Annotated in this window: 18 protein-coding genes; 4 read left to right on the forward strand and 14 right to left on the reverse strand. The window is 68.6% G+C overall.

The window, feature by feature from the left end:
- Positions 1-8: 8 nt before the first annotated feature.
- The 6 genes from FOB47_RS23170 to coq7 form a co-directional block, all read right to left on the reverse strand.
- A complete protein-coding gene (locus tag FOB47_RS23170) occupies positions 9-1,550 on the reverse strand; it encodes a UDP-N-acetylmuramoyl-L-alanyl-D-glutamate--2,6-diaminopimelate ligase (protein ID WP_174782193.1) in 1,542 nt (513 codons plus the stop codon).
- Entirely contained in the window at positions 1,547-3,391 is a 1,845-nt protein-coding gene (locus FOB47_RS23175) for a peptidoglycan D,D-transpeptidase FtsI family protein (protein WP_053822574.1), read from the reverse strand. Before FOB47_RS23175 ends, FOB47_RS23170 begins: the two co-directional genes overlap by 4 nt.
- Positions 3,388-3,741: a cell division protein FtsL gene (gene ftsL / locus FOB47_RS23180; protein ID WP_174782194.1), complete on the reverse strand. Its 354-nt coding sequence runs from the start codon at positions 3,739-3,741 to the stop codon at positions 3,388-3,390. The genes FOB47_RS23175 and ftsL overlap by 4 nt, the downstream gene beginning before the upstream one ends.
- Positions 3,738-4,730, reverse strand: a complete 993-nt coding sequence (gene rsmH / locus FOB47_RS23185; RefSeq protein WP_174782195.1) for a 16S rRNA (cytosine(1402)-N(4))-methyltransferase RsmH — start codon at positions 4,728-4,730, stop codon at positions 3,738-3,740. The genes ftsL and rsmH overlap by 4 nt, the downstream gene beginning before the upstream one ends.
- Positions 4,731-4,737: 7 nt before the next feature.
- Positions 4,738-5,166 (reverse strand): division/cell wall cluster transcriptional repressor MraZ, encoded by a 429-nt coding sequence (mraZ, locus tag FOB47_RS23190; RefSeq protein ID WP_006577764.1) that lies wholly within the window; start codon positions 5,164-5,166, stop codon positions 4,738-4,740.
- Between the two features lie 469 nt (positions 5,167-5,635).
- Positions 5,636-6,262, reverse strand: coding sequence for a 2-polyprenyl-3-methyl-6-methoxy-1,4-benzoquinone monooxygenase (gene coq7, locus FOB47_RS23195; RefSeq protein WP_053822576.1), 627 nt, complete (start codon positions 6,260-6,262; stop codon positions 5,636-5,638).
- Between the two features lie 322 nt (positions 6,263-6,584).
- On the opposite strand from coq7, the gene FOB47_RS23200 reads away from it, so the two are divergent.
- From FOB47_RS23200 to FOB47_RS23215, 4 genes are all read left to right on the forward strand, one after another.
- Positions 6,585-7,697, forward strand: coding sequence for a porin (locus tag FOB47_RS23200; RefSeq protein ID WP_053822577.1), 1,113 nt, complete (start codon positions 6,585-6,587; stop codon positions 7,695-7,697).
- 196 nt (positions 7,698-7,893) lie between these two features.
- Positions 7,894-8,913, forward strand: a complete 1,020-nt coding sequence (locus tag FOB47_RS23205; protein ID WP_174782196.1) for a Bug family tripartite tricarboxylate transporter substrate binding protein — start codon at positions 7,894-7,896, stop codon at positions 8,911-8,913.
- A gap of 102 nt (positions 8,914-9,015) precedes the next feature.
- The gene (locus FOB47_RS23210) at positions 9,016-9,519 is read left to right on the forward strand and encodes a MarR family winged helix-turn-helix transcriptional regulator (RefSeq protein WP_053822578.1); all 504 of its coding nucleotides are present in this window, start codon (positions 9,016-9,018) and stop codon (positions 9,517-9,519) included.
- Positions 9,520-9,602: 83 nt separating this feature from the next.
- Positions 9,603-10,034 (forward strand): hypothetical protein, encoded by a 432-nt coding sequence (locus tag FOB47_RS23215; RefSeq protein WP_174782549.1) that lies wholly within the window; start codon positions 9,603-9,605, stop codon positions 10,032-10,034.
- Between the two features lie 34 nt (positions 10,035-10,068).
- On the opposite strand, the gene FOB47_RS23220 is transcribed toward FOB47_RS23215, so the two are convergent.
- From FOB47_RS23220 to FOB47_RS23255, 8 genes are all read right to left on the reverse strand, one after another.
- Positions 10,069-11,751, reverse strand: a complete 1,683-nt coding sequence (locus FOB47_RS23220; RefSeq protein ID WP_053822579.1) for a long-chain fatty acid--CoA ligase — start codon at positions 11,749-11,751, stop codon at positions 10,069-10,071.
- A gap of 179 nt (positions 11,752-11,930) precedes the next feature.
- A complete protein-coding gene (locus FOB47_RS23225) occupies positions 11,931-13,196 on the reverse strand; it encodes an aminopeptidase (RefSeq protein ID WP_174782197.1) in 1,266 nt (421 codons plus the stop codon).
- Complete coding sequence (locus FOB47_RS23230) at positions 13,196-15,295, reverse strand: molybdopterin-containing oxidoreductase family protein (RefSeq protein WP_174782198.1); 2,100 nt, start codon at positions 15,293-15,295, stop codon at positions 13,196-13,198. Before FOB47_RS23230 ends, FOB47_RS23225 begins: the two co-directional genes overlap by 1 nt.
- A 162-nt stretch (positions 15,296-15,457) precedes the next feature.
- On the reverse strand, positions 15,458-16,513 hold the full coding sequence (locus tag FOB47_RS23235; RefSeq protein WP_390884875.1) for an ABC transporter ATP-binding protein: 1,056 nt from the start codon (positions 16,511-16,513) through the stop codon (positions 15,458-15,460).
- 5 nt (positions 16,514-16,518) lie between these two features.
- Complete coding sequence (locus FOB47_RS23240; protein ID WP_174782199.1) at positions 16,519-17,520, reverse strand: ABC transporter ATP-binding protein; 1,002 nt, start codon at positions 17,518-17,520, stop codon at positions 16,519-16,521.
- Positions 17,521-17,548: 28 nt separating this feature from the next.
- Positions 17,549-18,538, reverse strand: a complete 990-nt coding sequence (locus tag FOB47_RS23245) for an ABC transporter permease (RefSeq protein WP_244959371.1) — start codon at positions 18,536-18,538, stop codon at positions 17,549-17,551.
- 5 nt (positions 18,539-18,543) lie between these two features.
- Positions 18,544-19,521 (reverse strand): ABC transporter permease, encoded by a 978-nt coding sequence (locus FOB47_RS23250; RefSeq protein ID WP_151023197.1) that lies wholly within the window; start codon positions 19,519-19,521, stop codon positions 18,544-18,546.
- A 274-nt stretch (positions 19,522-19,795) separates the two neighbouring features.
- Positions 19,796-21,385, reverse strand: coding sequence for an ABC transporter substrate-binding protein (locus tag FOB47_RS23255; RefSeq protein ID WP_053822581.1), 1,590 nt, complete (start codon positions 21,383-21,385; stop codon positions 19,796-19,798).
- Between the last annotated feature and the right edge of the window lie 42 nt (positions 21,386-21,427).

Here is a 21,427-nt window from a genome sequence, read left to right on the forward strand (position 1 = left end):
GCCGACAGTCATGCCGATACCCCGCGCGCCGCCAGCGCCAGGCGGACATGTTCGCGATCGGAGAACGGCCGCTTGCGGCCCTGGATTTCCTGCGTGGCCTCGTGGCCCTTGCCGGCCACCAGCACCACGTCGTTTGCGCCGGCATGCTTGACCGCATAGAGGATGGCCGCGGCGCGGTCCTCGATCTGGCGGCCACGGCGGAAGTCGCGCATGCCGTCGGCGATCGCATCGAGGATCGCCTGCGGGTCCTCGCTGCGCGGGTTGTCGCTGGTCAGCACCACCTCGTCGGCCAGCCGTTCGGCCACCGCGCCCATCTGCGGACGCTTGCCCGGATCGCGGTCGCCGCCGCAGCCGAACACGCACCACAGCCGGCCCTGGCGCGCCGCCACCACTGGCCGCAGCGCATTCAACGTCTTCTCCAGCGCGTCGGGCGTATGCGCGTAGTCGACCACGGCCAGCGGCCCTTCCTGTCCGCCGAACAGCTCCATGCGCCCGTCCACGGGGCGCAGCGCGCGCAGCGCCGCCAGCGCCGCGTCCCAGGCCACGCCGTTGGCCAGCGCCGCGCCGAGCACGGCCAGCAGATTGCTGACGTTGAACTCGCCGATCAGCGGCGTGGCGACCTCGGCGCTGCCGAAGCTGCCGTCGACCTTGAACACGGTGCCGGTCGGGGTCGCCTTGACGCCGGTGGCGCGCAGCCACGCCGCGCCGCCGCTGAAGCCGGTCGCGCCGGCGGGGCCGCCGATGCCGTACTCGATCACCTGCCGCGCCGCCATGCCGGCCGCCAGCAGGCGCCGGCCCATCGCGTCGTCGCGGTTGACCACCGCGGCCTGCAGCTTGGGCCAATGGAACAGCAGCGTCTTGGCCGCCTCGTACTCGGCCATGCTGCCGTGATAGTCGAGGTGGTCCTGGGTCAGATTGGTCAGCACCGCGACCCGGAACGGCGTGCCGGCGACGCGGCCCTGCTCGAGGCCGTGCGAGGACACTTCCATCGCCACCGCGGCCGCGCCGGCGGCATGCAGCTCGGCCAGGCTGTCCTGCAGCTGCACCGCGTCGGGCGTGGTGAAGCCGGTGTGCTGCAGCGCGTCCGGAAAGCCGCTGCCCAGCGTGCCGATCGTCGCGCAGCGGGTGCCGGCGGCCTGCAGCACGCGCGCGAGCCACTGGCTGCACGAGGTCTTGCCGTTGGTACCGGTGATGCCGGTGATTGCCAGACCGCGCGCCACGTTGCCGTACCAGGCGGCGGCGATCGGGCCGGCCAGCCGCTCCAGCCCTTCGATCGGCAGATGCGGCACGGCGTCGCCATGCTGCCAGTCGTAACCGCGGCTCTCGTAGACCACCGCAGCGGCGCCGCGCGCCAGCGCCTCGGCGATATACGGGCGGGCGTCGGTCGACAGGCGCGCGTTGCCGAGCACATAGGCGAAGAAGACATCGCCCTGGCGCAGCCGGCGCGTGTCGCCGGTCAGCCGGGCGGTGCCGGCTGCGTGCTGGCGCAACCAGGCCGCTGCCTTGGCAGCGGCCTGTTCGAGCGCGGCGTGCTTGCTGCGGGCGGTCATCGGGCGGTGCTCCCGGATCCGCGGGCGGACAGGGTTTCGGGCGGCGTATCGGGCAGGGTCTCGGGCACGCTCTCGGTGACCACCAGTTGCCGGATCGGCGAATCGGGCTGGACGTTCAGCGCGCGCAGCGTGCCGCCGGTGATCGCGGCGAACACCGGGCCGGCGACCGCGCCGCCATAGTGGCTGCCGGAGGTCGGCTCGTCGACGCTGACCGCGACGATGATGCGCGGGTTCGACATCGGCGCCAGGCCGATGAACGAGGCGCGGTACTTGCTGCGGTCGTAGCCGCGGCCGACGTGCTTGTAGGCGGTACCGGTCTTGCCGCCGACGCGGTAGCCCATCACCTGGGCCTGGGTCGCGGTGCCGCCCGGCGCCGTCACCATTTCCAGCATGCCGCGCACATCGCGCGCGACCTGGGGCGAGATCACGCGCTCGCCGCTGGCCGGACCGTCGGTGCGGAACATCGTGATCGGGATCAGTTCGCCGTCGTGGGCAAAGATCGTATAGGCGTGCGCCATCTGCATCAGCGACACCGACAGACCATAGCCGTACGACATGGTGGCCTGCTCGATCGGCCGCCAGCTCTTGTACGGGCGCACGCGGCCGGCGGCGGCGCCGGGGAAGCCGAGCTTGGGCGCCTGGCCCAGGCCCAGGCTGGTGAACATGTCCCACATTTCCTGCGGCTTCATCAGCATCGCCATCTTGATGGTGCCGATGTTGCTGGACTTCTGGATCACGCCGGCGACGGTCAGCGGGCCGTAGTTGTGGGTATCCGAGATCGTCGCGCGCTCGAAGGTGTAGCGGCCGTCGGTCTGGAACACGGTCGACGGCGTCACGCGCTTCAGTTGCAGCGCCAGCGCGGCGGTGATCGGCTTCATCATCGAGCCGGGCTCGAAGGTGTCGGTCAGCACGCGGTTGCGCAGCTGCTCGCCGGACAGGCGCGCGCGGTCGTTCGGGTTGTAGCTGGGCCAGTTGGCCAGCGCCAGCACCTCGCCGGTCTGCGCGTCGAGCACCACCGCGCTGGCGGCCTTGGCCTTGCTGCGCTCGGCCACCGCCTTGACCTCGTTGAAGGCCAGGTACTGGATCTTCGCGTCGATCGACAGCTGCAGGTCCTGGCCGTCGCGCGGGCTGCGCAGCACGCCGATGTCCTCGACCACGCGGCCGAGCCGGTCCTTGATGACCTGGCGGGCGCCGGCCTTGCCGGCCAGCACGCCTTCGCGGGCCAGTTCCATGCCTTCCTGGCCGCGGTCCTCGACGTTGGTGAAGCCGACGATGTGCGCCATCGCCTCGCCTTCCGGGTAAAAGCGCTTGTACTCACCGCTCTGGTGCACGCCGTCGATCTTCAGCGCGGCGATCTTTTCGGCGACGTCGGGCAGCACCTGCCGCTTCAGATAGACGAAGCTCTTGTCCTCGGTCAGCTTCTTGCGCAGGTCCTTCTCGGACATGTCGAGCAGCTTCGCGAGCTGGCGCAGCTTGCTTGCATCGAGGTTCGACGGCACGTCCTCGGGCACCGCCCAGATCGCCTTGACCGGCAGGCTGGTGGCCAGCACCAGGCCGTTGCGGTCGAGGATCTTGCCGCGCGTGGCGGGCAGCTCGAGCGTGCGCTGGAAGCGCTTCTTGCCCTCGGCCTCGTAGAACTGGTTGCCCGGGCCCTGGATCCACAGCGCGCGCACGGCCAGCGCGACGAAGGCCGCGAACATCAGGAACACCACCAGCTTGGAGCGCCACATCGGCAGGCGCAGGCCGAGCACCGGGCTGGCCGAGAACTGGCCCGAGCGCGGACGCGTGGCGGCGGGCCGCGCGGCGCGCGGGCGGTGCAGGCTGGGACGGGCCATCGTCATGGACGGGCCTCCGCGTTGGCGCTGGACTGCTGCTTGTCTGCGCCATCGCCCCCTTCGCCGGCCGCGGCGCCGTCGGCGCGCGGCAGCACGATGCCCTGCAGGTATTGGGTGCGGCCGGGGCTGACCGGCGACATCTTCAGTTGCGCACGGGCCGCGTCGGCAATGCGCGCGCTCTTGGACAGCGCGCTCTGCTGGTATTGCAGCCGCGACCACTCGGTCTCGAGCTGGCGCTCCTCCGACTGCTCGCGCTCGAGCGCGACGAACAGCGTGCGCGCCTCGTGCTGGGCGCTGACCAGCGACAGCGCGCACAGGATCAGCGCGCCGAGCAGGAAGAAGGTCAGGCGGTTCATGCGCGCGCCCCGCCCTGCGGCGCGACGGGCGCCAGTTTTTCAGCGATGCGCATCACCGCCGAGCGCGCGCGCGGATTGTCGGCGGTCTCCTGCGGGCCGGGCTTGACGCGGCCGAGCAGCTTCATGGTCGGCTGGGGCAGGTCGGCCGCGCGCAGCGGCGCGCGCCGCAGCGCCGGATCGGCGTCCTGCTGCGGGCGTGCGTGCGCCTGCATGAACCGCTTGACGATGCGGTCCTCCAGCGAATGAAAGCTGATCACCACCAGCCGTCCCCCTACCTCGAGCAGATCGTAGGCCGCGTTCAGACCGCTTTCGAGGTCCGCAAGCTCTTGATTGATGAAAATCCGTAGAGCCTGAAAGGTGCGGGTCGCAGGGTCCTGACCCTTCTCGCGTGTCTTGACGGCTTTCGCCACGAGCGCGGCAAGGTCGGCAGTAGTGGCGAGGCGTCCGCCATCGCCGGGTTCGCTCCGGCGAGCAACAATCGCCTTTGCAATCTGTACAGCAAACCGTTCTTCCCCATAGTCTCGTATCACCCTCGCGATGTCCTGCTCGTCGGCCTGCGCCAGCCACTCGGCGGCAGTGATGCCGCGCGTGGTGTCCATGCGCATGTCGAGCGGGCCCTCGAACCGAAACGAAAACCCCCTCGCTGCGTCGTCGATCTGGGGCGAGCTGATCCCCAGGTCGAGCAGCACGCCCGCGACCTTCGCGCCGGCCAGGCGCTCGCCCATGGCGGCGAAGCTCGCGTGCTCAATAGAGAAGCGGGCATCCTTGATGGTGCCCGCTTCTGCGATTGCTGCCGGATCCTTGTCGAAGGCGACCAGTGCCCCTTCGGGTCCCAGCCGCGCCAGCACGGCCCGGCTGTGCCCTCCCCTGCCGAAGGTGCCGTCCACGTACACGCCGTCGGGCCGCCACACGAGCGCATCGACGGCTTCGTCGAGCAGCACGGTGCGATGGCGCAGGGGGGTGGGCCCCGGCGTACGGGTCGGTTCCATAACCACTTCAGAAAGAGAAGTTCTTCAATGCTTCAGGCATGCCCTGGGCCATCGCCTGCTGTTCCTTGGCGGCGTAGGTCGCGGCATCCCAGACCTCGAAATGGCTGCCCATGCCGAGCAGCATCACTTCCTTGTCCAGCATGGCGGCGCTGCGCAGCTCCGGCGCGATCAGCACGCGCCCGGCGCTGTCCATTTCGACGTCCGCGGCATTGCCCAGAAAAATGCGCTTCCACCAGTGCGCGTCCATCGGCAACGCCGCAATGCGTGTGCGAAAGGTTTCCCATTCCGGCCGGGGAAAGAGCAGCAGGCATCCATCCGGGTGCTTGGTCAGCGTCACCCGGCCCTCGGCCTGTTGTTGCAGCGCTTCCCGGTGCCGCGTCGGAATCGACATCCGACCCTTGGCATCGAGGGAGAGCGCCGATGCTCCCTGAAACAAGTTCACCCCCGTCCCGCGCCTGCCTGCGGCGGCTTGGCGTGGCGTTGACTGGTCCGCTTCGGCTAGTGCACATCATCCCACACCGAAGCCCTTTCCTCACACAAAAATACACTTCCTCACACTATTCCCCACTTTAGAGGAAGCCTATTGGGCGGTCAAGGCTCGTCAACGGTGCCAAAAAGGCGTTTTTCGGAATCAGAACAAAGACTTAGCGCAGGGCGAGCGCGCACCAGGAAGGTGAATTCCTAATGAAATGAAGGTCTTAGGGGAGAAAGCCGAGAAACCACCTGAGAACTACGAGGGGAGAAGTCGCTGGCGCAAGGAAATACCGCGGTCCCGAGCCCGGCCAAAGGATACAACGATTCGGTGCCGATAGCCCTCGGGGCGAGCCCGCGGCGCGCGTCGGATCGCGGCGATCCGAACGCGCGCAGCATTGGGTAACTGCCGGGGTAACTGCCGGGGTAACTGCTCAGATCCGGTAGGCGGTGGTGGTCATCACGCGCGAGGCCGCGCGCATCGCCGCGCGCACCGGTGCGGGCAGCGTGATGCCGCCCGCTTCCCGCGCGCTGGCGCCGTGGCGGGCCTCGTCGTCGCGCATCTGCTCGAGGATCGCGCGCGAGCGTGCGTCGGCGGCAGGCAGTTGCTCCAGGTGGCCGGTCAGGTGCTGCTCGACCTGGCGTTCGGTTTCGGACACGAAGCCCAGGCTGGCGCGATCGCCGGCCCGTCCGGCCAGCCAGCCGATGGCGAAGGCGCCGGCGTACCACAGCGGATTGAGCAGGCTAGGCCGCGAGCCGAGTTCGCGCAGCCGCTCGGCGCACCAGCCGAGGTGATCCTCTTCCTCGCGCGCGGCGGCATCCATCTGCGCGCGCACCGCACCATCGCGGGCGGTCAGCTTCTGCGCCTGGTACAGCGCCTGGGCGCAGACCTCGCCGACATGGTTGACCCGCATCAGCCCGGCGACATGCCGGCGCTCTCCGGCGTCGAGCTGCGTGTCGTCGTGTTCGGCCAGCGGCTCGGCCGGGCTGGGGCGCCCCGCTCGGGTCGCGCCGGTGATGGCGCGCAGGGCGACGTCGAATTCGTGGATCAGCTTGTCCATGTCGGTACGGCGGCGGCCCGCGTAACGGTGAAAGTGACGATGAGCCGCCTTGGGTCGGTTCGGGGAATTCCCGCATTGTACCGCCCCCGTTTCGGACCGCCCGCGCGGGGCGCCTTGCCAGTACTGGCTTGGGCTGGCGGGCTACTCCAAAACCCTGAGTTGTGAAAAGCCGACAATAGAACGACTGTGCGATTGTGCAAACAAGGCCGTTTGTTACAGTACCTGACAACTTCTCGCGAAGTTGGGTGCGTGGGCCATGGAGAGCTCAGGAGGCTGCCTCGCGCATCACACCAATAATTCTTACTACAGGAGATAAACCAGCATGAAGAAGTCGCTTCTTGCATTGGCCGCGCTCGGCGCATTCGCCGGCACTGCACAGGCCCAATCGAGCGTCACGCTGTACGGGGTGGTCGACGCCAACATCGAATACGTCAGCAACATGTCCTCGACCGCGGCCGGCACCGCCGGATTCCCGGGTCGTGGGGAGAACAAGTTCGGGGTGACTTCCGGCGGCCTGTCCGGTTCGCGCTGGGGTCTGCGCGGCGTGGAAGATCTGGGCGGCGGCATGAAGGCGCTGTTCGTGCTCGAAAGCGGCTTCGGCGTGGACGATGGCCGCATGCAGCAGGGCGGCCGCCTGTTCGGTCGTCAGGCGTACGTCGGGATCGAAAGCAACCAGGTCGGCCGCATCACCTTCGGCCGCCAGTACACCTCGATGTTCGATGCGTTCGCCAACTTCTCGCCGACCGGCTACGCGACGCAGTATGAGCCGATCGCCTATCAGCTGGGCACCAACTTCCGTTCGGACAACACCGCCAAGTACACCGGCAAGTTCGGTCCGGTCACGGCCATCGCGCACTGGTCGTTCGGCAACGGCGTCGCCGGCACCGGCGAAGTCCCGGGCCAGTTCCGGCGCGACACCGGCTACGGTGGCGCGGTGGCGTACGCGGCCGGTCCGCTCGGCGTGACCATCGCCTACGACCAGTCGAACCCGACCGTGGCCAACACCGGCGGCGACACGGCGACGTTCCGCAAGGCAGGCGCCGCGGCCAGCTACGCGTTCGGCCCGGCCAAGCTGATGGCCGGCTACCGCTGGGGCCAGAACAAGGCCCCGAACGACGCCACCATCTATCGCGACGACTACTACTGGGCCGGCGCCAACTACCAGGCCACCGCCGCGCTGGGCCTGACGCTGGCGTACTACTACGCCGACGTCAAGAACCTGAACGGCGTCAACGCTCCGAACCCGTGGCAGGTCAGCTTCGTGGCGGACTACAACATCACCAAGCGGACCGACATCTACCTGACCGCTGCCTACACCAAGAACGCCGGCCTGAACTTCGACAGCGCCGTGATCAGCTTTGCCAACGGCTACCCGCTGGGCGCCGGCGAAGACAACATGGTCGGCGTGGGCATCGGCATCCGCCACAAGTTCTAAGAACAACGGCAATACCGCGGGCACGCCCGCTTTGGAAAGGCACCTCCGGGTGCCTTTCTTGTTGGCCTGGCGGCGGTGCCATAGGGCTTCACCTCATCGGCAGCGCCGCGCCGGCGCCACTAGAATGCAGCAGTCCCGCCGGCCCGCCGGCAAGCACAAGACGATGCGCCAGCCAGGCGCCCGAGGAGACGAACCGATGCAAGCAACCCGCCGCCGCGCGCTGCGCCTGACCCTGGCCGCTACCCTGAGCGGGCTCGCCGCGACGGCATGGCAGATTCCCGCGCACGCCGCCGATCCCGGCAGCTACCCCGCCAAGCCGATCCGCATGGTCGTACCCTTCGCCCCCGGCGGCACCACCGACATCCTGGCGCGCGCGGTCGCCGCCGAGCTGTCGAAGCTGCCGGGCTGGAACGTGGTGGTCGACAACCGTCCCGGCGCGGGCGGCAATATCGGCGCGGAGATCGTGTCGAAGGCCGAGCCCGACGGTTATACGCTGCTGATGGGCACGGTCGGTACGCATGGCATCAACCAGTCGCTGTACGGCAAGCTGCCGTACGACCCGATCAAGGACTTCGCGCCGATCACGCTGGTCGCCGCGGTGCCCAACGTGCTCGTGTTGAACCCGGCGTTCGCGCAGCAGAACAGGATCAACAGCGTCAACGACCTGATCGCGTACGCGCGCGCCAATCCCGGCAAGCTGAACATGGCCTCGAGCGGCAACGGCACCTCGATCCACCTGGCCGGCGAACTGTTCAAGACGCAGACCCGGACCTTCATGGTCCACTTCCCGTACAAGGGCAGCGGCCCGGCGCTGACCGATCTGGCCGGCGGCACCATGCAGGTGATGTTCGACAACCTGCCGTCGTCGATGTCGCTGATCAAGGCCGGCAAGCTGAAGGCGCTGGCGGTAACGAGCGCCAGGCCGTCGCCGGCGCTGCCGGACCTGCCGACCATCGCGCAGGCCGCGAAGCTGCCCAACTACGAGGCCAGCTCGTGGTTCGGCCTGCTGGCGCCGGCCGGCACGCCGCCCGCGATCGTGTCGCGCATCCAGCAGGAAGTCGCCAAGGCGCTGGGCACCCCGGCGATCCGCGAAAAACTGCAGGCCCAGGGCGCCGAGCCGGTCGGCAATACACCGGAGCAGTTCGCGCAGCATATCCGCGCGGAAACCGCCAAGTGGGCCAAGGTGGTCAAGGACTCGGGCGCCAAGGTCGACTGATCGCCCCTCCTGCGCTGCGCCGTGCCGGTTGCCGCGGCGAGCCTGGCGGCCGGCCGAACGCATATACTTCAGGCGTCAACCATTTCCCGATGCCCGCCTGCAATGCCGACCTCCGCCGCCGACGCCGCGCCCAACGCGGCGCCAGTCGATCTCGAAACCCGCGCCGATGACGCCAGCCACGAGGCGCTGCGCCTGTGGTTGCGGCTGCTGACCTGCACCAACCTGGTCGAGGCCGATATCCGCAGCCGGCTGCGCGAGTCGTTCGGCTGCACGCTGCCGCGCTTCGACCTGATGGCGCAGCTCGAGCGCCATCCCGAGGGCCTGAAGATGGGCGAATTGTCGCGCCGCATGATGGTGACCGGCGGCAACGTGACCGGCATCACCGATCAGCTGCAGCAGGAAGGGCTGGTTTCGCGCGAGCCGCTCGCCAACGACCGGCGCGCCTATCTGATCCGGCTGACACCGGCCGGCCGCGCGGCTTTCACGCGCATGGCGCGCGCGCACGAGCAATGGGTCGAGCAGTTGTTCGAAGGGCTCGCCGAGACCGAGCGGCGCGCGCTGTTCAAGCTGCTGGGCCGTCTCAAATCGACTCTGGTGTCCGCATGAAACCCCTACCGTTGCAACAGCGGCCCCAACCGCAAGCATTGCGTGTCCTGGGCCTGCCGGCGCGGGCCGCCGCGGTGGCCGCCATGGCCACCGCCGTCGCCGTCCTCGCCGGCGCCTGCGCCAGCTCGCCGGGCGTCCCCCCCGCGCCGCGGATCACGCCGGTCAACGCCACGGTCAAGCTGGGGCGGATCGCCGAGAAGCGCTTCGTCACACGGGTCGACGTCGAACAGGCGCGCGGCTATTCGGGCTATGGGGTCGGGGTCGGCGCCGCCAGCGGGGGCGGCTGGAGCGGCGGCGGCGTGGGGGTCGGGCTGGCGTTCGACCTGGGCCGGCTGCTGAATCGCGCGCCGGTGCAGCAGGTCGACATCTTTGCCTACGAGATCAAGCTGAACGACGGCACCGCCGCGACGGTCAACGGCCCGGCGGCGCCAGGGCTCGATGTCGGCAGCTGCGTGCGCGTGGTCTACGCGGACGGACGGCGCGAGCCGGGGCTGGCGCCGTCCAACGAGTGCTGAGCCGGCGCCGTCATCGTCGGCGCCGTGGCGGCGATCAGGCCGCCTTGCGCGAATCGCGCAGCTCGCGGCGCAGGATCTTGCCGACGTTGGTCTTCGGCAGCTCGGTGCGGAACTCGACGTACTTCGGCCGCTTGTAGCCCGTCAGCCGGTCCTTGCAGAACGCGATCACGTCCTGCTCGGTCAGCGCCGGGTCCTTCCTGACGACGAACAGCTTGACCACCTCGCCCGAGTGCTGGTCCGGCACGCCGACCGCCGCGACCTCCAGCACGCCCGGGCACTCCGCGACCACGCCCTCGATCTCGTTCGGGTACACGTTGAAGCCCGACACCAGGATCATGTCCTTCTTGCGGTCGACGATGCGGGTATAGCCGCGCTCGTCGATGATGCCGATGTCGCCGGTCTTGAAGAAGCCGTCCGGCGTCATGACCTTGGCGGTCTCGTCCGGCCGGTTCCAGTAGCCGGCCATCACCTGCGGCCCGCGGATGCAGATCTCGCCCGGCTGGCCCAGCGGCACGTCGCGGCCGTCGTCGTCGCGGATGGCGATTTCCGTCGAAGGCAGCGGCAGGCCGATGGTGCCCGAGAACGCGTCGCTGTCGGTCGGATTGCAGGTCGCCGACGGCGAGGTCTCGGACAGGCCATAGCCTTCGATGATCGGGCAGCCGGTCTTGGCCAGCCATTTCTTGGCCACCGCCTCCTGCACCGCCATGCCGCCGCCGTTGGCCACGCGCAGCCCCGAGAAGTCGACCTTGTCGATGTCCGGATGGTTGATCAGCGCGTTGTACAGCGTGTTGACCGCCGGGAACATGTGGAAGCGGTACTTCTGCAGTTCCTTGATGAAGCCCGGGATGTCGCGCGGATTCGGAATCAGCACGCTCAGGCCGCCGCTGCGCATGCCCAGCAACGCGCAGACCGTCAGCGCGAAGATGTGGTACAGCGGCAGCGCGGTGATCGTCACCACCTGGTCGATCGGCGCGCCCTTGGCCAGCGCCGGCTGCATCCAGGCCTGCGACTGCAGCACGTTGGCGACGACGTTCCGGTGCAGCAGCACCGCGCCCTTGGACACGCCGGTGGTGCCGCCGGTGTATTGCAGGAAGGCGATGTCGTCCGGGCCGGTATCGACCGGCTTGCGCTGCAGCCGGCTGCCCTCGGCCAGCGCCGTGGGGAAGCGCACGCAGTTCGGCAGCTCCCACGCGGGCACCATCTTCTTGACGTTGCGCACGACGAAGTTGACCACCGCGCCCTTGAGCCCGCCGAGCATGTCGCCCATGCTGGCCACCACCACGTGCTTGACCGGCGTGGCGGACAGCACCTGCTGCAGCGTGGCGGCGAAGTTCTCCAGGATCACGATCGCCTCGGCGCCGCTGTCCTTGAGCTGGTGCTCGAGCTCGCGCGGCGTGTACAGCGGATTGACGTTGACCACCACCATGCCCGCGCGCAGCACGCCGGCCAGCACCACCGGATATTGCAGCACGTTGGGCATCATGATCGCGACGCGTGCGCCGGGCTTCAGCCCGCGCGACTGCAGCCAGGCGGCGAAGTGGCCGGACAGCCGGTCCAGCTCGGCATAGGTGATCGCCTTGTCCATGCAGACGAAGGCGCGCCGGTCCGCGTAGTCCCGAAAGGATTCCTCCAGCAGTTGGGCAAGCGACCGGTACTGGGTGGCGTCGATCTCGGCGGGGACGCCTGCCGGATAGTGTTTCAGCCACTGCTTTTCCATATGCCGTCTCCTGGTTTCTGAATGATCGTTCGATTTTTTGCAACGCTAAACGGCGATGCTAAACGGCGGGCACCCTTAAGACAACACCAGGACAACACGTTAGATGAAGTCCTCTGGACCGCTGCCAGTGTAACGGCGGCCGACCGTGCCGTCGGTGCGCGCGCCGGCGCGGGAATACCCTAGGATCCGCCGGGTTCGGCGATCGTTGCACCGTTGCCTGCCGCACCGTGGGCCGTCGCAGCATTGCCGGTCGCAGCATTGTCCACCGCGGCATTTCCGGCCACAGCGTTGTCCACCGCAGTGTTGTGTACCGCAGTGTTGCCGGTGGCGGCGTTCACGGTCGCCGCCGCGGTCGTCGGCTCCTTCGGCGCCAGCGCGCGCAGCCGCGCGTTGCGCTGCTCGGGCTTGAGCTTGCCGATGCGCGCGGCCTCGGCATAGAAGGCCTTCCAGTCGCCGCCGCATTGCTCGAGCAGCGCCAGGAACGCCGGCACCCATTGCTGATAGGTGGCCACCGCGGCCAGGTGGGCATTGGTCAGCGGCTGCGAGAACCAGCGGTCGTAGCCGCTGTAGCCGCCCCACGATTCCTTCAGCGCCGCATAGCGCTGGCGCAGCGCGGCGAAGATCGCCGCCTTGCCGGCCCGCTTGGCCTCGTCGTCGATCGGCTTGCGGTACAGCGCGTCGAGTTCGGCGCGCGTCTGCAGCAGCATCGCGCGGAACTGCCGGCGGCGCCCATCGTACTGGCGATAGCTCGCGCGCGCGTCGGCCGAGGCCTCGCGCGCCAGCCAGCGTTCGACGCCGGCGATCTCCACCGCGGAGGCAAACGACTCGTTGAAGGTGGTGTCGTTGCGCACGTAGACCACCTGGTGCGCGAGCTCGTGGAAGATCATCCGCGCCAGCTCGCCCTCGGGCAGATAGACGAAGGTGTTCAGCAACGGATCGTCGAAATAGCCCAGCGTCGAATAGGCGGGCACGCCCGCCACATAGGTCTCCAGCCCCTGGCTGCGCAGCCCCGCGGCATAGCGGTGCGCGTCCTCGATCGCGTAGTAGCCGCGGTAGTTGATGCAGCCGACCACCAGGAAGCACCACTTGTGCAGCTCCATCGACAGCTCGGGCGTGGCGAACACGCTCCACACCACATAGGGACGATGCAGATTGGCGTAGTGCCGGTAGCTGCCGTTGTCCGGCAGCGCCAGCTCGCGCGAGGCAAAGTCGCGCATGCGCCCGGCCAGCGCGAGCCGGTCGGCCAGCCGCTTGTCGTTGCTGCCGTTGGCGTAGGCGATCGCGTCGGACAGCGGCGTGGCCTGGGCCATCACGCCCAGATGGCCGCTGATCGACTGCGCGTAGTAGCCGACGGCCTCGCAGCCGGCCAGCAGCGCGCCGAGCGCCGGGGCGGCAAGGGCGGCCAGCGCGGCCGCCAGGCGGACGCGAGCCGGCCGCCGTGCCATCACGTCACCGCCTGCGCGGCGGCCTCCACCTGCACCAGGCAGTCGTAGAAGACCGGCGCGCGGCCCATGTCGGTCAGACGCTGGCTGGTCAGCTCGTTGGCGTTCTTGCCGTCCGGCGCCAGCTTCTTCCACCAGATCGACAGCCCGACCACCAGCCCCTGGCGCGCGCGGTCGGTGACGCGCGCGCGCGCCTGCATGCTGCCGCGGTCGTTGAAGGCGCGCACCATCATGCCGTCGACGATGCCGCGCGCGGCGGCGTCGTCCGGATGGATGTCCAGATGCGGCTCGCCCTCGGTCGCGCGCAGGCTGTCGACGTTGACGAAGGTGCTGTTCAGGAAGTTGCGCGCCGGCGGCGAGATCATCGCCAGCGGATAGCGCGCCGCCAGCTCCGGCGCGCTGGCGGGCGCCTCGTACGGCGCCACATAGCCCGGCAGCGGATCGAGGCCGTCCTTGATCATCTCGGCCGCGTAGAACTGGCACTTGCCGGTGGGGCTGGGAAAGCCCCCCTCGGCAAACGGCGCCGCCGGCAGCTTCAGCTTCTGCCAGCCGCTTTCCTTCAGCGTCGTCCAGTCGATGCCGGCCGCGCGCGGGTCGCTGCGCGCGATCGCCTGCGCGGCGATGTCCTCGTCGCTGTCGGCGAAGCACGGCTCGGTAAAGCCCATGCGCCGCGCCAGCCGGCGGAAGATCTCGGTATTGGGCAGCGCCTGGCCCAGCGGTGCGATCGCCTGGTTGTTGGCGAGGAAGTAGGTATGGCCGTAGGCCTTGTGCACGTCGACGTGCTCGAGCTGCGTGGTGGCCGGCAGAATGATGTCGGCGTAGTCGGCGGTATCGGTGCGGAAGTGCTCGAGCACCACGGTGAACAGGTCCTCGCGCGCGAAGCCCGCCGCGACCTTGCCCGACTGCGGCGCGACCGCGACCGGATTGCTGTTGTAGACGACGATCGCCTCGATCGGCGGCGTGCCGGCCGGCAGCCCCTCGCCGAGCAGCGCATCGCCGATCGTCGACATATTGATCGTGCGCGGCAGCTTCGGCCAGCTCGGCAGCAGGTCCGGGCGCTGCAGCGCCGCATTGTCGATCGGGAAAAAGCCCGAAGTCGACAGCTGCAAGCCGCCCGCGGCGTGGCGCCATGCGCCGACCAGCGACGGCAGGCAGGCCACCGCGCGCACCGCCTGGCCGCCGCCGTGGGCGCGCTGCATGCCATAGTTCAGGCGGATCGCGACCGGTTGCCGCTCGCGCACCGCCAGCGTGCCGTACAGGCCGGCCAGCCATTCGATGTCCTCGGCATCGATGCCGCAGATCTGCGCGGCATGCGCCGGCGAGAACTGCGCCGCGCGGTCGCGCAGCGCGTCGAAGCCGACCGTGTGCCGCGCGATGTAGTCGTGGTCGAGCAGGTCGTCGCGGATCAGCACATGGATGATGGCCAGCGCCAGCGCCCCGTCCGTGCCCGGCATCGGCGCGAGATGGCGATGGCACTTCTCGGCCGTCAGCGAGCGGTACGGATCGATCGCCACCAGCGTCGCGCCGCGGCGCTTGGCCTGCTGCACGCGGGTCCAGAAGTGCAGGTTCGAGGCGATCGGGTTGCCGCCCCAGATCACGATCAGCTTCGCGTCCTCGACATGCTCGATGTCCATGCCGACGCTGGCGCCATAGGTGTAGCGCAGCGCGGTGGCGCCGGCGCTGGCGCAGATGGTGCGGTCGAGCAGCGAGGCGCCGAGCTTGTGGAAGAAGCGCGCGGCCATGCTTTCGCCCTGCACCAGCCCCATCGTGCCGGCGTAGCTGTAGGGCACGATGGCCTGCGGATCCCGGGCGGCGATTGCGCCGAGCCGCTGCGCGACGATGTCGAGCGCCTCGTCCCAGCCGATCGGCGCGAACTGTCCGCTGCCCTTCGGGCCGACCCGCTTCATCGGGCTCAGCAGGCGGTCGGGATGGTAGGTGCGCTCGGTATAACGCGACACCTTGGTGCACAGCACGCCTTGCGTGCCCGGATGGTCGGGATCGCCGGCCACCTTGACGGCGCGGCCGTCCTCGACGGTGACGAGCAGCGCGCAGCTGTCGGGACAATCGTGCGGGCAGGCGGCGCGGACGATGCGGGTGGACATGGGTTCTCCGGGGGCGATGGTCTTTGTGGCCGATTGTATTCGATCGGATTCCGTCGGATTCGATCGGATTCCATCTAGGGGCAGCCGGCGCAGGCGCCGCCGCCTCCCTGCGTCCCCTGCTCGCCTCCTCCGGCCAGTGGTCCCGTCGTCCGCGTCAGGCGCTCAACGCTGGTCGTTCAGATGGCAGGCCGACATCCGCCCCGGGGCGATCTCCTTCAGCGCGGGCGCCTCCTGCCGGCAACGCGGCATCGCATGCGGGCAGCGCGGATGGAAGTGGCAGCCCGAGGGCGGATGCAGCGGCGACGGGATCTCGCCCTGGATCGCGACATAGGTCTTCTTGCCGACCTCCAGCTTCGGGGCCTCGGCAAGCAGCGCCTGCGTGTACGGATGGTTCGGCGCGGCGAACACCTGCTCGGTCGGCGCGGATTCGACCACGCGGCCCAGGTACATGATCACCACGCGGTCGCTGATGTGCTTGACCACGCCGAGGTCGTGGCTGATGAACAGGTAGGTGAGGTTCAGCTCCTGGCGCAGCCGCATGAACAGGTTCAGTACCTGGGCCTGGATCGACACGTCCAGCGCCGCCACCGATTCGTCGCAGACCAGGAACTCCGGCCTGACCGCCAGCGCCCGCGCGATGCCGATCCGCGCGCGCTGGCCGCCCGAGAACTGATGCGGAAAGCGCCGCAGCACGGTCGGGTCCATGCCGACCCGCGTCAGCATCTCCTCGACATAGGCCTTCTGGCCCGAGGCCGGCACGATGCCGTGCACCACCGGCGCTTCGCCGACGATATCGAGCACGCGCAGCCGCGGGTTCAGCGAGGCGTACGGATCCTGGAAGATCATCTGGATCGCCAGCTGCTTCTCGCGCTTTTTCTCCGCCGGCAGCTGCTCCAGGTCCTCGCCCTTCCACAGCCGCGTGCCTTCGGTCAGCGTATGCAGGCCGACGGCCATCCGGCCCAGCGTCGACTTGCCGCAGCCGGATTCGCCGACCAGGCCGACCACCTCGCCGGCGCGGATGGCCAGGTCGACATGGTCGACCGCGTGCACCACTTCTTCCTTCGCATGCGCGCCGAACAGATTGGCGATGCGTGCGGCGGCGTCGAGCGACTTGACGAAGCGCTTGGAGACGCCGCGCAGCTCGAGCAGCGGCGCGCCGGTTGCCGACGCCGAGGCCGGCTTCGCTGCCGCGTCGGCGGGCGCGTCGATCACGGACATATCGGTCATGCGGCCTCCTGGGTTTCGAGCACCGGATGGAAGCAGCGCAGGCGCCGTCCGTCGGGCGCGCTGCTCAGCGGCGGCTCGGTGCGGCAGATCTCGGTGGCACGCGGGCAGCGCTCGCGGAACGCGCAGCCGCCCGGCAGGTTCAGCAGCGACGGCGTCATGCCGGGGATCTGCCGTAGCGGCGCGCCGCGCGGATTGCGCGACGGCGCCGAGCCGATCAGTCCGTGCGTATAGGGATGTTCGGGACGCTCGAGCACCTGGCGCACGTCGCCAGCCTCGACGATCCTGCCGGCGTACATCACGCAGACGCTGTCGGCCAGCCCCGCGATCACCGACAGGTCGTGCGTGATCCAGATCAGCGCGGTGCCGGACTCGCGGCACAGCTTCTGCATCTCGTAGAGGATCTGGCCCTGGATCGTCACGTCGAGCGCGGTGGTCGGCTCGTCGGCGATGATCAGGTCCGGCTTGTTCAGCAGCGCGATCGCGATCGCGACGCGCTGGCGCATGCCGCCGGAGAACTGGTGCGGATAGGCCTGCAGCCGCTCGTCCGGCGACGGAATGCCGACCCGCGCCAGCGCATTGCGCGCGCGCTCGCGCGCCACCGCCCTGTCGACCTTCTCGTGCGCCAGCACCGCCTCGATCATCTGCGTGTCGATGCGCAGCACCGGGTTCAGCGTCATCATCGGATCCTGGAAGATCATCGCGATACGGTTGCCGCGCACGCTGCGCATCTGCGCCGGCGTCAGCCTGCGCAGGTCGCGCGTGACGCCGTCGCGGCTGGTCAGCTCGATGCGTCCGCCGACCACCTGCCCCGGCGGGTCGATCAGTCCCATGATCGAATAGCCGGTCATCGACTTGCCCGAGCCGGACTCGCCGACCAGGCCCATGATCTCGCCGCGGCCGATCGAGAAGGAGACGCGATCGACCGCGCGCGCGACGCCGCCGCGCGTGAAGAAATGCGTTTCCAGGTCCTCGACCAGCAGGGTTGGTTTGCTGCTCATCCGGTCATTCCCTTGTTGGCGTCGTCTGTCAAAGCGTCTGCAGGCGCGGATTCAGCACGTCGCGCAGCTGGTCGGCGACCAGGTTCATCGCGACGATGGTCACCACCAGCGCAATGCCGGGGAAGAAGCTGATCCAGTACTTGCCGGACAGCATGTACTGCTGGCCGTTCGAAATCAGCGAACCGAGCGACGGCTCGGTGATCGGCACGCCCAGGCCGAGGAAGGACAGCGTGGCCTCCAGCGTGATCGCCGAGGCCACCTGCAGCGCGGCGATCACGATCAGCGGCGGCAGGCAGTTCGGCAGCAGATGGCGGAACATGATGCGCCGCGCCGGCAGCCCCAGGCAGGTGGCCGCCTCGATATATTCCTTGCGCCGCTCGACCAGCGCCGCGCTGCGCGTGGTGCGCGCGTAGTAGGCCCATTGCACCGCCACCAGCGCGATCACGATATTGCCGATACCGGGCCGCAGGAAGGCCAGCAGGATCAGCGCCAGCAGGATCGGCGGGAACGACAGCTGCAGATCGGCGACGCGCATGATCAGCGCCTCGACGCGTCCGCCGACGAAGCCGGCGATCAGCCCGAGCGTGGCGCCCAGCACCAGCGCGATCACCGTGCTGACCACGCCGACGCCGATGCTGATGCGCAGCCCGTACATCACGGCCGACAGGATGTCGCGGCCCTGCTCGTCCGAGCCGAGCAGGAACGTCATGCCGTTGCCGGCCACCTCCCCCGGCGCCAGGCGCGCGTCCAGCACGTCCAGCGTCGCCAGGTCGTAGGGATTCTGCGGCGCGAGCCACGGCGCGAAGATCGCGACCAGCACGATCGCGATCAGCACAGCCAGGCCGGCCACGGCGATCTTGCTGGAGAAGAACTGGCGGGCGAAACGGCGCCACGGCGTATCGACGGCCGCCGCTGACGGCGTCGGCGTGCCGGTCGGGGTGCCCGGGGGACCGGCGGCGAGATCGGTGGTCGGGGCCGGCAGCCCGTCCGGCGTGCCCGGTTGCGTAGCGATGGTCATTGGGATCAGCCCTTGTTGTCGGCGATGCGCACGCGCGGGTCGAGCACGCTGTAGAGGATGTCGACCGCCAGGTTGATCAGGATGAACAGCGTCACGATCACCATCAGGTAGGCGACGATCACCGGCCGGTCCAGCAGCTGGATCGAATCGATGATCAGCTTGCCCATGCCGGGCCAGGCGAAGATCGTCTCGGTGACGATGGCGAAGGCGATGATCGAACCGAACTGCAGCGCGATCACGGTGACGATCGGAATCAGGATGTTCTTGAGCACATGCACGCCGACGATGCGGGTGTTCGACAGGCCCTTGGCGCGCGCGAACTTGACGTAGTCCTGCAGCATCGCCTCCTGCGTGCCGGCGCGCGTCAGCCGGATCACCATCGCGATATTCAGCAGCGACAGCGTGACGGCCGGCAGCACCAGATGGCGGATGCCGTCGACGGTCAGGAAGCTGACCGGGATGCCGAGCACCGACACGGTCTGCCCGCGCCCGTTCGACGGCAGCCAGCCCAGCTGCACCGCGAACACCATGATCAGCATCAGCCCGACCCAGAAGGTCGGCAGCGAAAAGCCGAGGATCGACACCGTCATGATCGACTTGCCCGCGATGCCGTTGGGCCGCAGGCCGGCCCACAGGCCGAGCGGGATGCCGAGCACGATCGCCAGCAGGATCGCGCAGACCGCCAGCTCCATCGTCGCCGGCATCCGCTCGAAGATCAGCTTCAGCGCCGGCGTGCCGTGCGCGAACGAGATGCCCAGATTGCCCTGCAGCGCATTGGTCAGGAAGATCCAGTACTGCTCCCACAGCGGCTTGTCGAGGCCGAGCGCGGCGATGGTGCGCTTGATGTCTTCCTGATCGGCCTGCGGATTGATCAGGATGTCCACCGGGTTGCCGATGGCGAACACACCGAGAAAGACCAGCAGCGACATGACGAAGAGCACGACCACGCTCTGCATCAGGCGCCGGATGATAAAGACCAGCATAGTCGGGACGCTTTTCCTTCGCCGCCGGCGCCGCGCACCGCCATGTCCCGCGCGAGGGGTCGCGCGAAGGCATGCGGCGGAGCGCGGCACCGGCTGACGGCTATCGCCGCCCGATCGTCGCCGGGCGGCTGTTTTCGTGGCGATCGGCGCATCGCCGGACCCGCGGGCGGCGGGGCCGACTGCGCGGCGCGGGCCGGTTGGGACGCGCGGCGCCATTGGGCACCGCGCGCGCCCGGGCTGTCAAGCGAACGGCCCGCCGACAGCCCTGCCGAGATTACTGCTGCGGCTTGAAGTTGTGCGCGTAGGTCCGCTCGTCGGTCCGCGGCACGTAGGTGATGCCCTTCTGCGTGGCCCAGGTGGTCACCTGTTGATGAATAGGAATGATGCCGCCGTCGTTGATCGCGATCGCGGTCGCCTCCTGCAGCAGCTTCGAGCGCTCGCCATCGTCGACGGTCCGCAGCGCCTTCTCCAGTACCGCGTCCATCTTCGGATTGCAGTACTCGCCCCAGTTGGTCGTGCCGAAGCCCTTCTTGGCGTCCTCGCACGCCAGCAGCGCGCGCAGCGGCGAGCTGACCTCGCCGGTCTGCGCGCCCCAGCCCAGCAGGCCGAACGACCACTCGTGCTTGATGCCCTTGGACGAGTAGGTCGCCATCGGCATGCCCTCGACGCGGGTGGCGATGCCGATCCGCGTCAGGTTCTGCGCGATGGTCTGCGCGATCTTCTCGTCGTTGACATAGCGGTTGTTCGGCGTATGCAGCGTCACGCCGAAGCCGTTCGGATAGCCGGCCTCGGCCAGCAGCTTCTTGGCGCCCTCGGGGTCGTACTTGACGGTCTTCAGGTTGGGGTTATGCCCGAACAGCGTCGCCGGCACCAGGTTGTTGGTCGGCTCGGACAGGCCCTCCATCAGCCGGTCCTTGATGCCCTGACGGTTGATGGCCATGCTGATGGCGTTGCGCACGCGCGCATCCTTCAGCGGGTTCTTGTCCATCGGCTGGCCGTCCTTGCTGGTGACGTACGGCGACTTGTCGCGCTTGGCATCGAAATACAGGTAGATCACGCGGTGCGAGATCTTCGAGAAGAACGACAGCTTCGGGTTCTTGCGCACCTGCGGCAGATCCGGCGTCGGCACGTTCTCGATCGCCTGCACGTCGCCCGACAGCAGCGCGGCCAGGCGCGTCGCGGGGTTCGGAATGAAGCGCAGCGTCACCTTGTCCCACGCAGGCTTCGGTCCCCAGTAGTCGGCGTTGCGCGTCAGCTCGACCCGGTCGTCGCGCGCATAGCTGACGAACTTGAACGGACCGGTGCCGATCATGCCCTTGCCCTGCGCGAAATCGTCCGAGTTCAGGCCCTGCGTGGCCTTCTTCTGCACGATGAAGATCGACGTCAGGTCGTTCAGCACCAGCGGATAGGGCTGCGCGGTGATCAACTGGATCGTGTTCGGATCGATGACCTTCTTGGCGACGATGGCCTTGGTGTAGACATCGAACTTGCCGGGGCTGTTCTGGATCGTCGCGGGCCGGTCCAGCGACCACAGGATGTCCTCGGCGGTCAGCGGCGAGCCGTCATGGAACTTGACGCCCTTGCGGATCTTGAACTCCCAGGTGGTCTCGTTGACCAGCTTCCACGACTCGGCCAGGCCCGGAATGATGCGGCTGTCCGCGTCCATCTTGATCAGGCTGTCGAAGATGTGCTCCGACACGTTGATGTTCGAGAACAGGTTGTAGAAGTGCGGGTCCATCGAGGTCGGCGGCGAGCTCATGGCCAGCTTGAAATCGGCTGCCAGTGCCTGACCGCCGGCGCCGAAGCTGATGGCTGCGGCGAGCAGGGCGGTTGCAAATGCCTTCTGGTGGTGGCGTAGCGGCATCGAGCGATTCTCCCGAAAAGTGGGGGCAACTATAACGAGCGG

The sequence above is a fragment of the Cupriavidus gilardii genome, from assembly GCF_013347325.1.
Taxonomy (GTDB): domain Bacteria; phylum Pseudomonadota; class Gammaproteobacteria; order Burkholderiales; family Burkholderiaceae; genus Cupriavidus; species Cupriavidus gilardii.

Bases quoted from the DNA above. Each gene is read 5' to 3' on its own strand.
- FOB47_RS23200 (WP_053822577.1), top strand. From the start codon at position 6,585: ATGAAGAAGTCGCTTCTTGCATTGGCCGCGCTCGGCGCATTCGCCGGC.
- FOB47_RS23210 (WP_053822578.1), top strand. From the start codon at position 9,016: ATGCCGACCTCCGCCGCCGACGCCGCGCCCAACGCGGCGCCAGTCGAT.
- FOB47_RS23170 (WP_174782193.1), bottom strand. From the start codon at position 1,550: ATGACCGCCCGCAGCAAGCACGCCGCGCTCGAACAGGCCGCTGCCAAG.
- FOB47_RS23235 (WP_390884875.1), bottom strand. From the start codon at position 16,513: ATGTCCGTGATCGACGCGCCCGCCGACGCGGCAGCGAAGCCGGCCTCG.
- FOB47_RS23245 (WP_244959371.1), bottom strand. From the start codon at position 18,538: ATGACCATCGCTACGCAACCGGGCACGCCGGACGGGCTGCCGGCCCCG.
- ftsL (WP_174782194.1), bottom strand. From the start codon at position 3,741: ATGAACCGCCTGACCTTCTTCCTGCTCGGCGCGCTGATCCTGTGCGCG.
- FOB47_RS23175 (WP_053822574.1), bottom strand. From the start codon at position 3,391: ATGACGATGGCCCGTCCCAGCCTGCACCGCCCGCGCGCCGCGCGGCCC.
- FOB47_RS23220 (WP_053822579.1), bottom strand. From the start codon at position 11,751: ATGGAAAAGCAGTGGCTGAAACACTATCCGGCAGGCGTCCCCGCCGAG.
- FOB47_RS23205 (WP_174782196.1), top strand. From the start codon at position 7,894: ATGCAAGCAACCCGCCGCCGCGCGCTGCGCCTGACCCTGGCCGCTACC.
- FOB47_RS23225 (WP_174782197.1), bottom strand. From the start codon at position 13,196: ATGGCACGGCGGCCGGCTCGCGTCCGCCTGGCGGCCGCGCTGGCCGCC.
- FOB47_RS23250 (WP_151023197.1), bottom strand. From the start codon at position 19,521: ATGCTGGTCTTTATCATCCGGCGCCTGATGCAGAGCGTGGTCGTGCTC.
- FOB47_RS23240 (WP_174782199.1), bottom strand. From the start codon at position 17,520: ATGAGCAGCAAACCAACCCTGCTGGTCGAGGACCTGGAAACGCATTTC.
- rsmH (WP_174782195.1), bottom strand. From the start codon at position 4,730: ATGGAACCGACCCGTACGCCGGGGCCCACCCCCCTGCGCCATCGCACC.
- coq7 (WP_053822576.1), bottom strand. From the start codon at position 6,262: ATGGACAAGCTGATCCACGAATTCGACGTCGCCCTGCGCGCCATCACC.
- FOB47_RS23230 (WP_174782198.1), bottom strand. From the start codon at position 15,295: ATGTCCACCCGCATCGTCCGCGCCGCCTGCCCGCACGATTGTCCCGAC.
- FOB47_RS23255 (WP_053822581.1), bottom strand. From the start codon at position 21,385: ATGCCGCTACGCCACCACCAGAAGGCATTTGCAACCGCCCTGCTCGCC.
- FOB47_RS23215 (WP_174782549.1), top strand. From the start codon at position 9,603: ATGGCCACCGCCGTCGCCGTCCTCGCCGGCGCCTGCGCCAGCTCGCCG.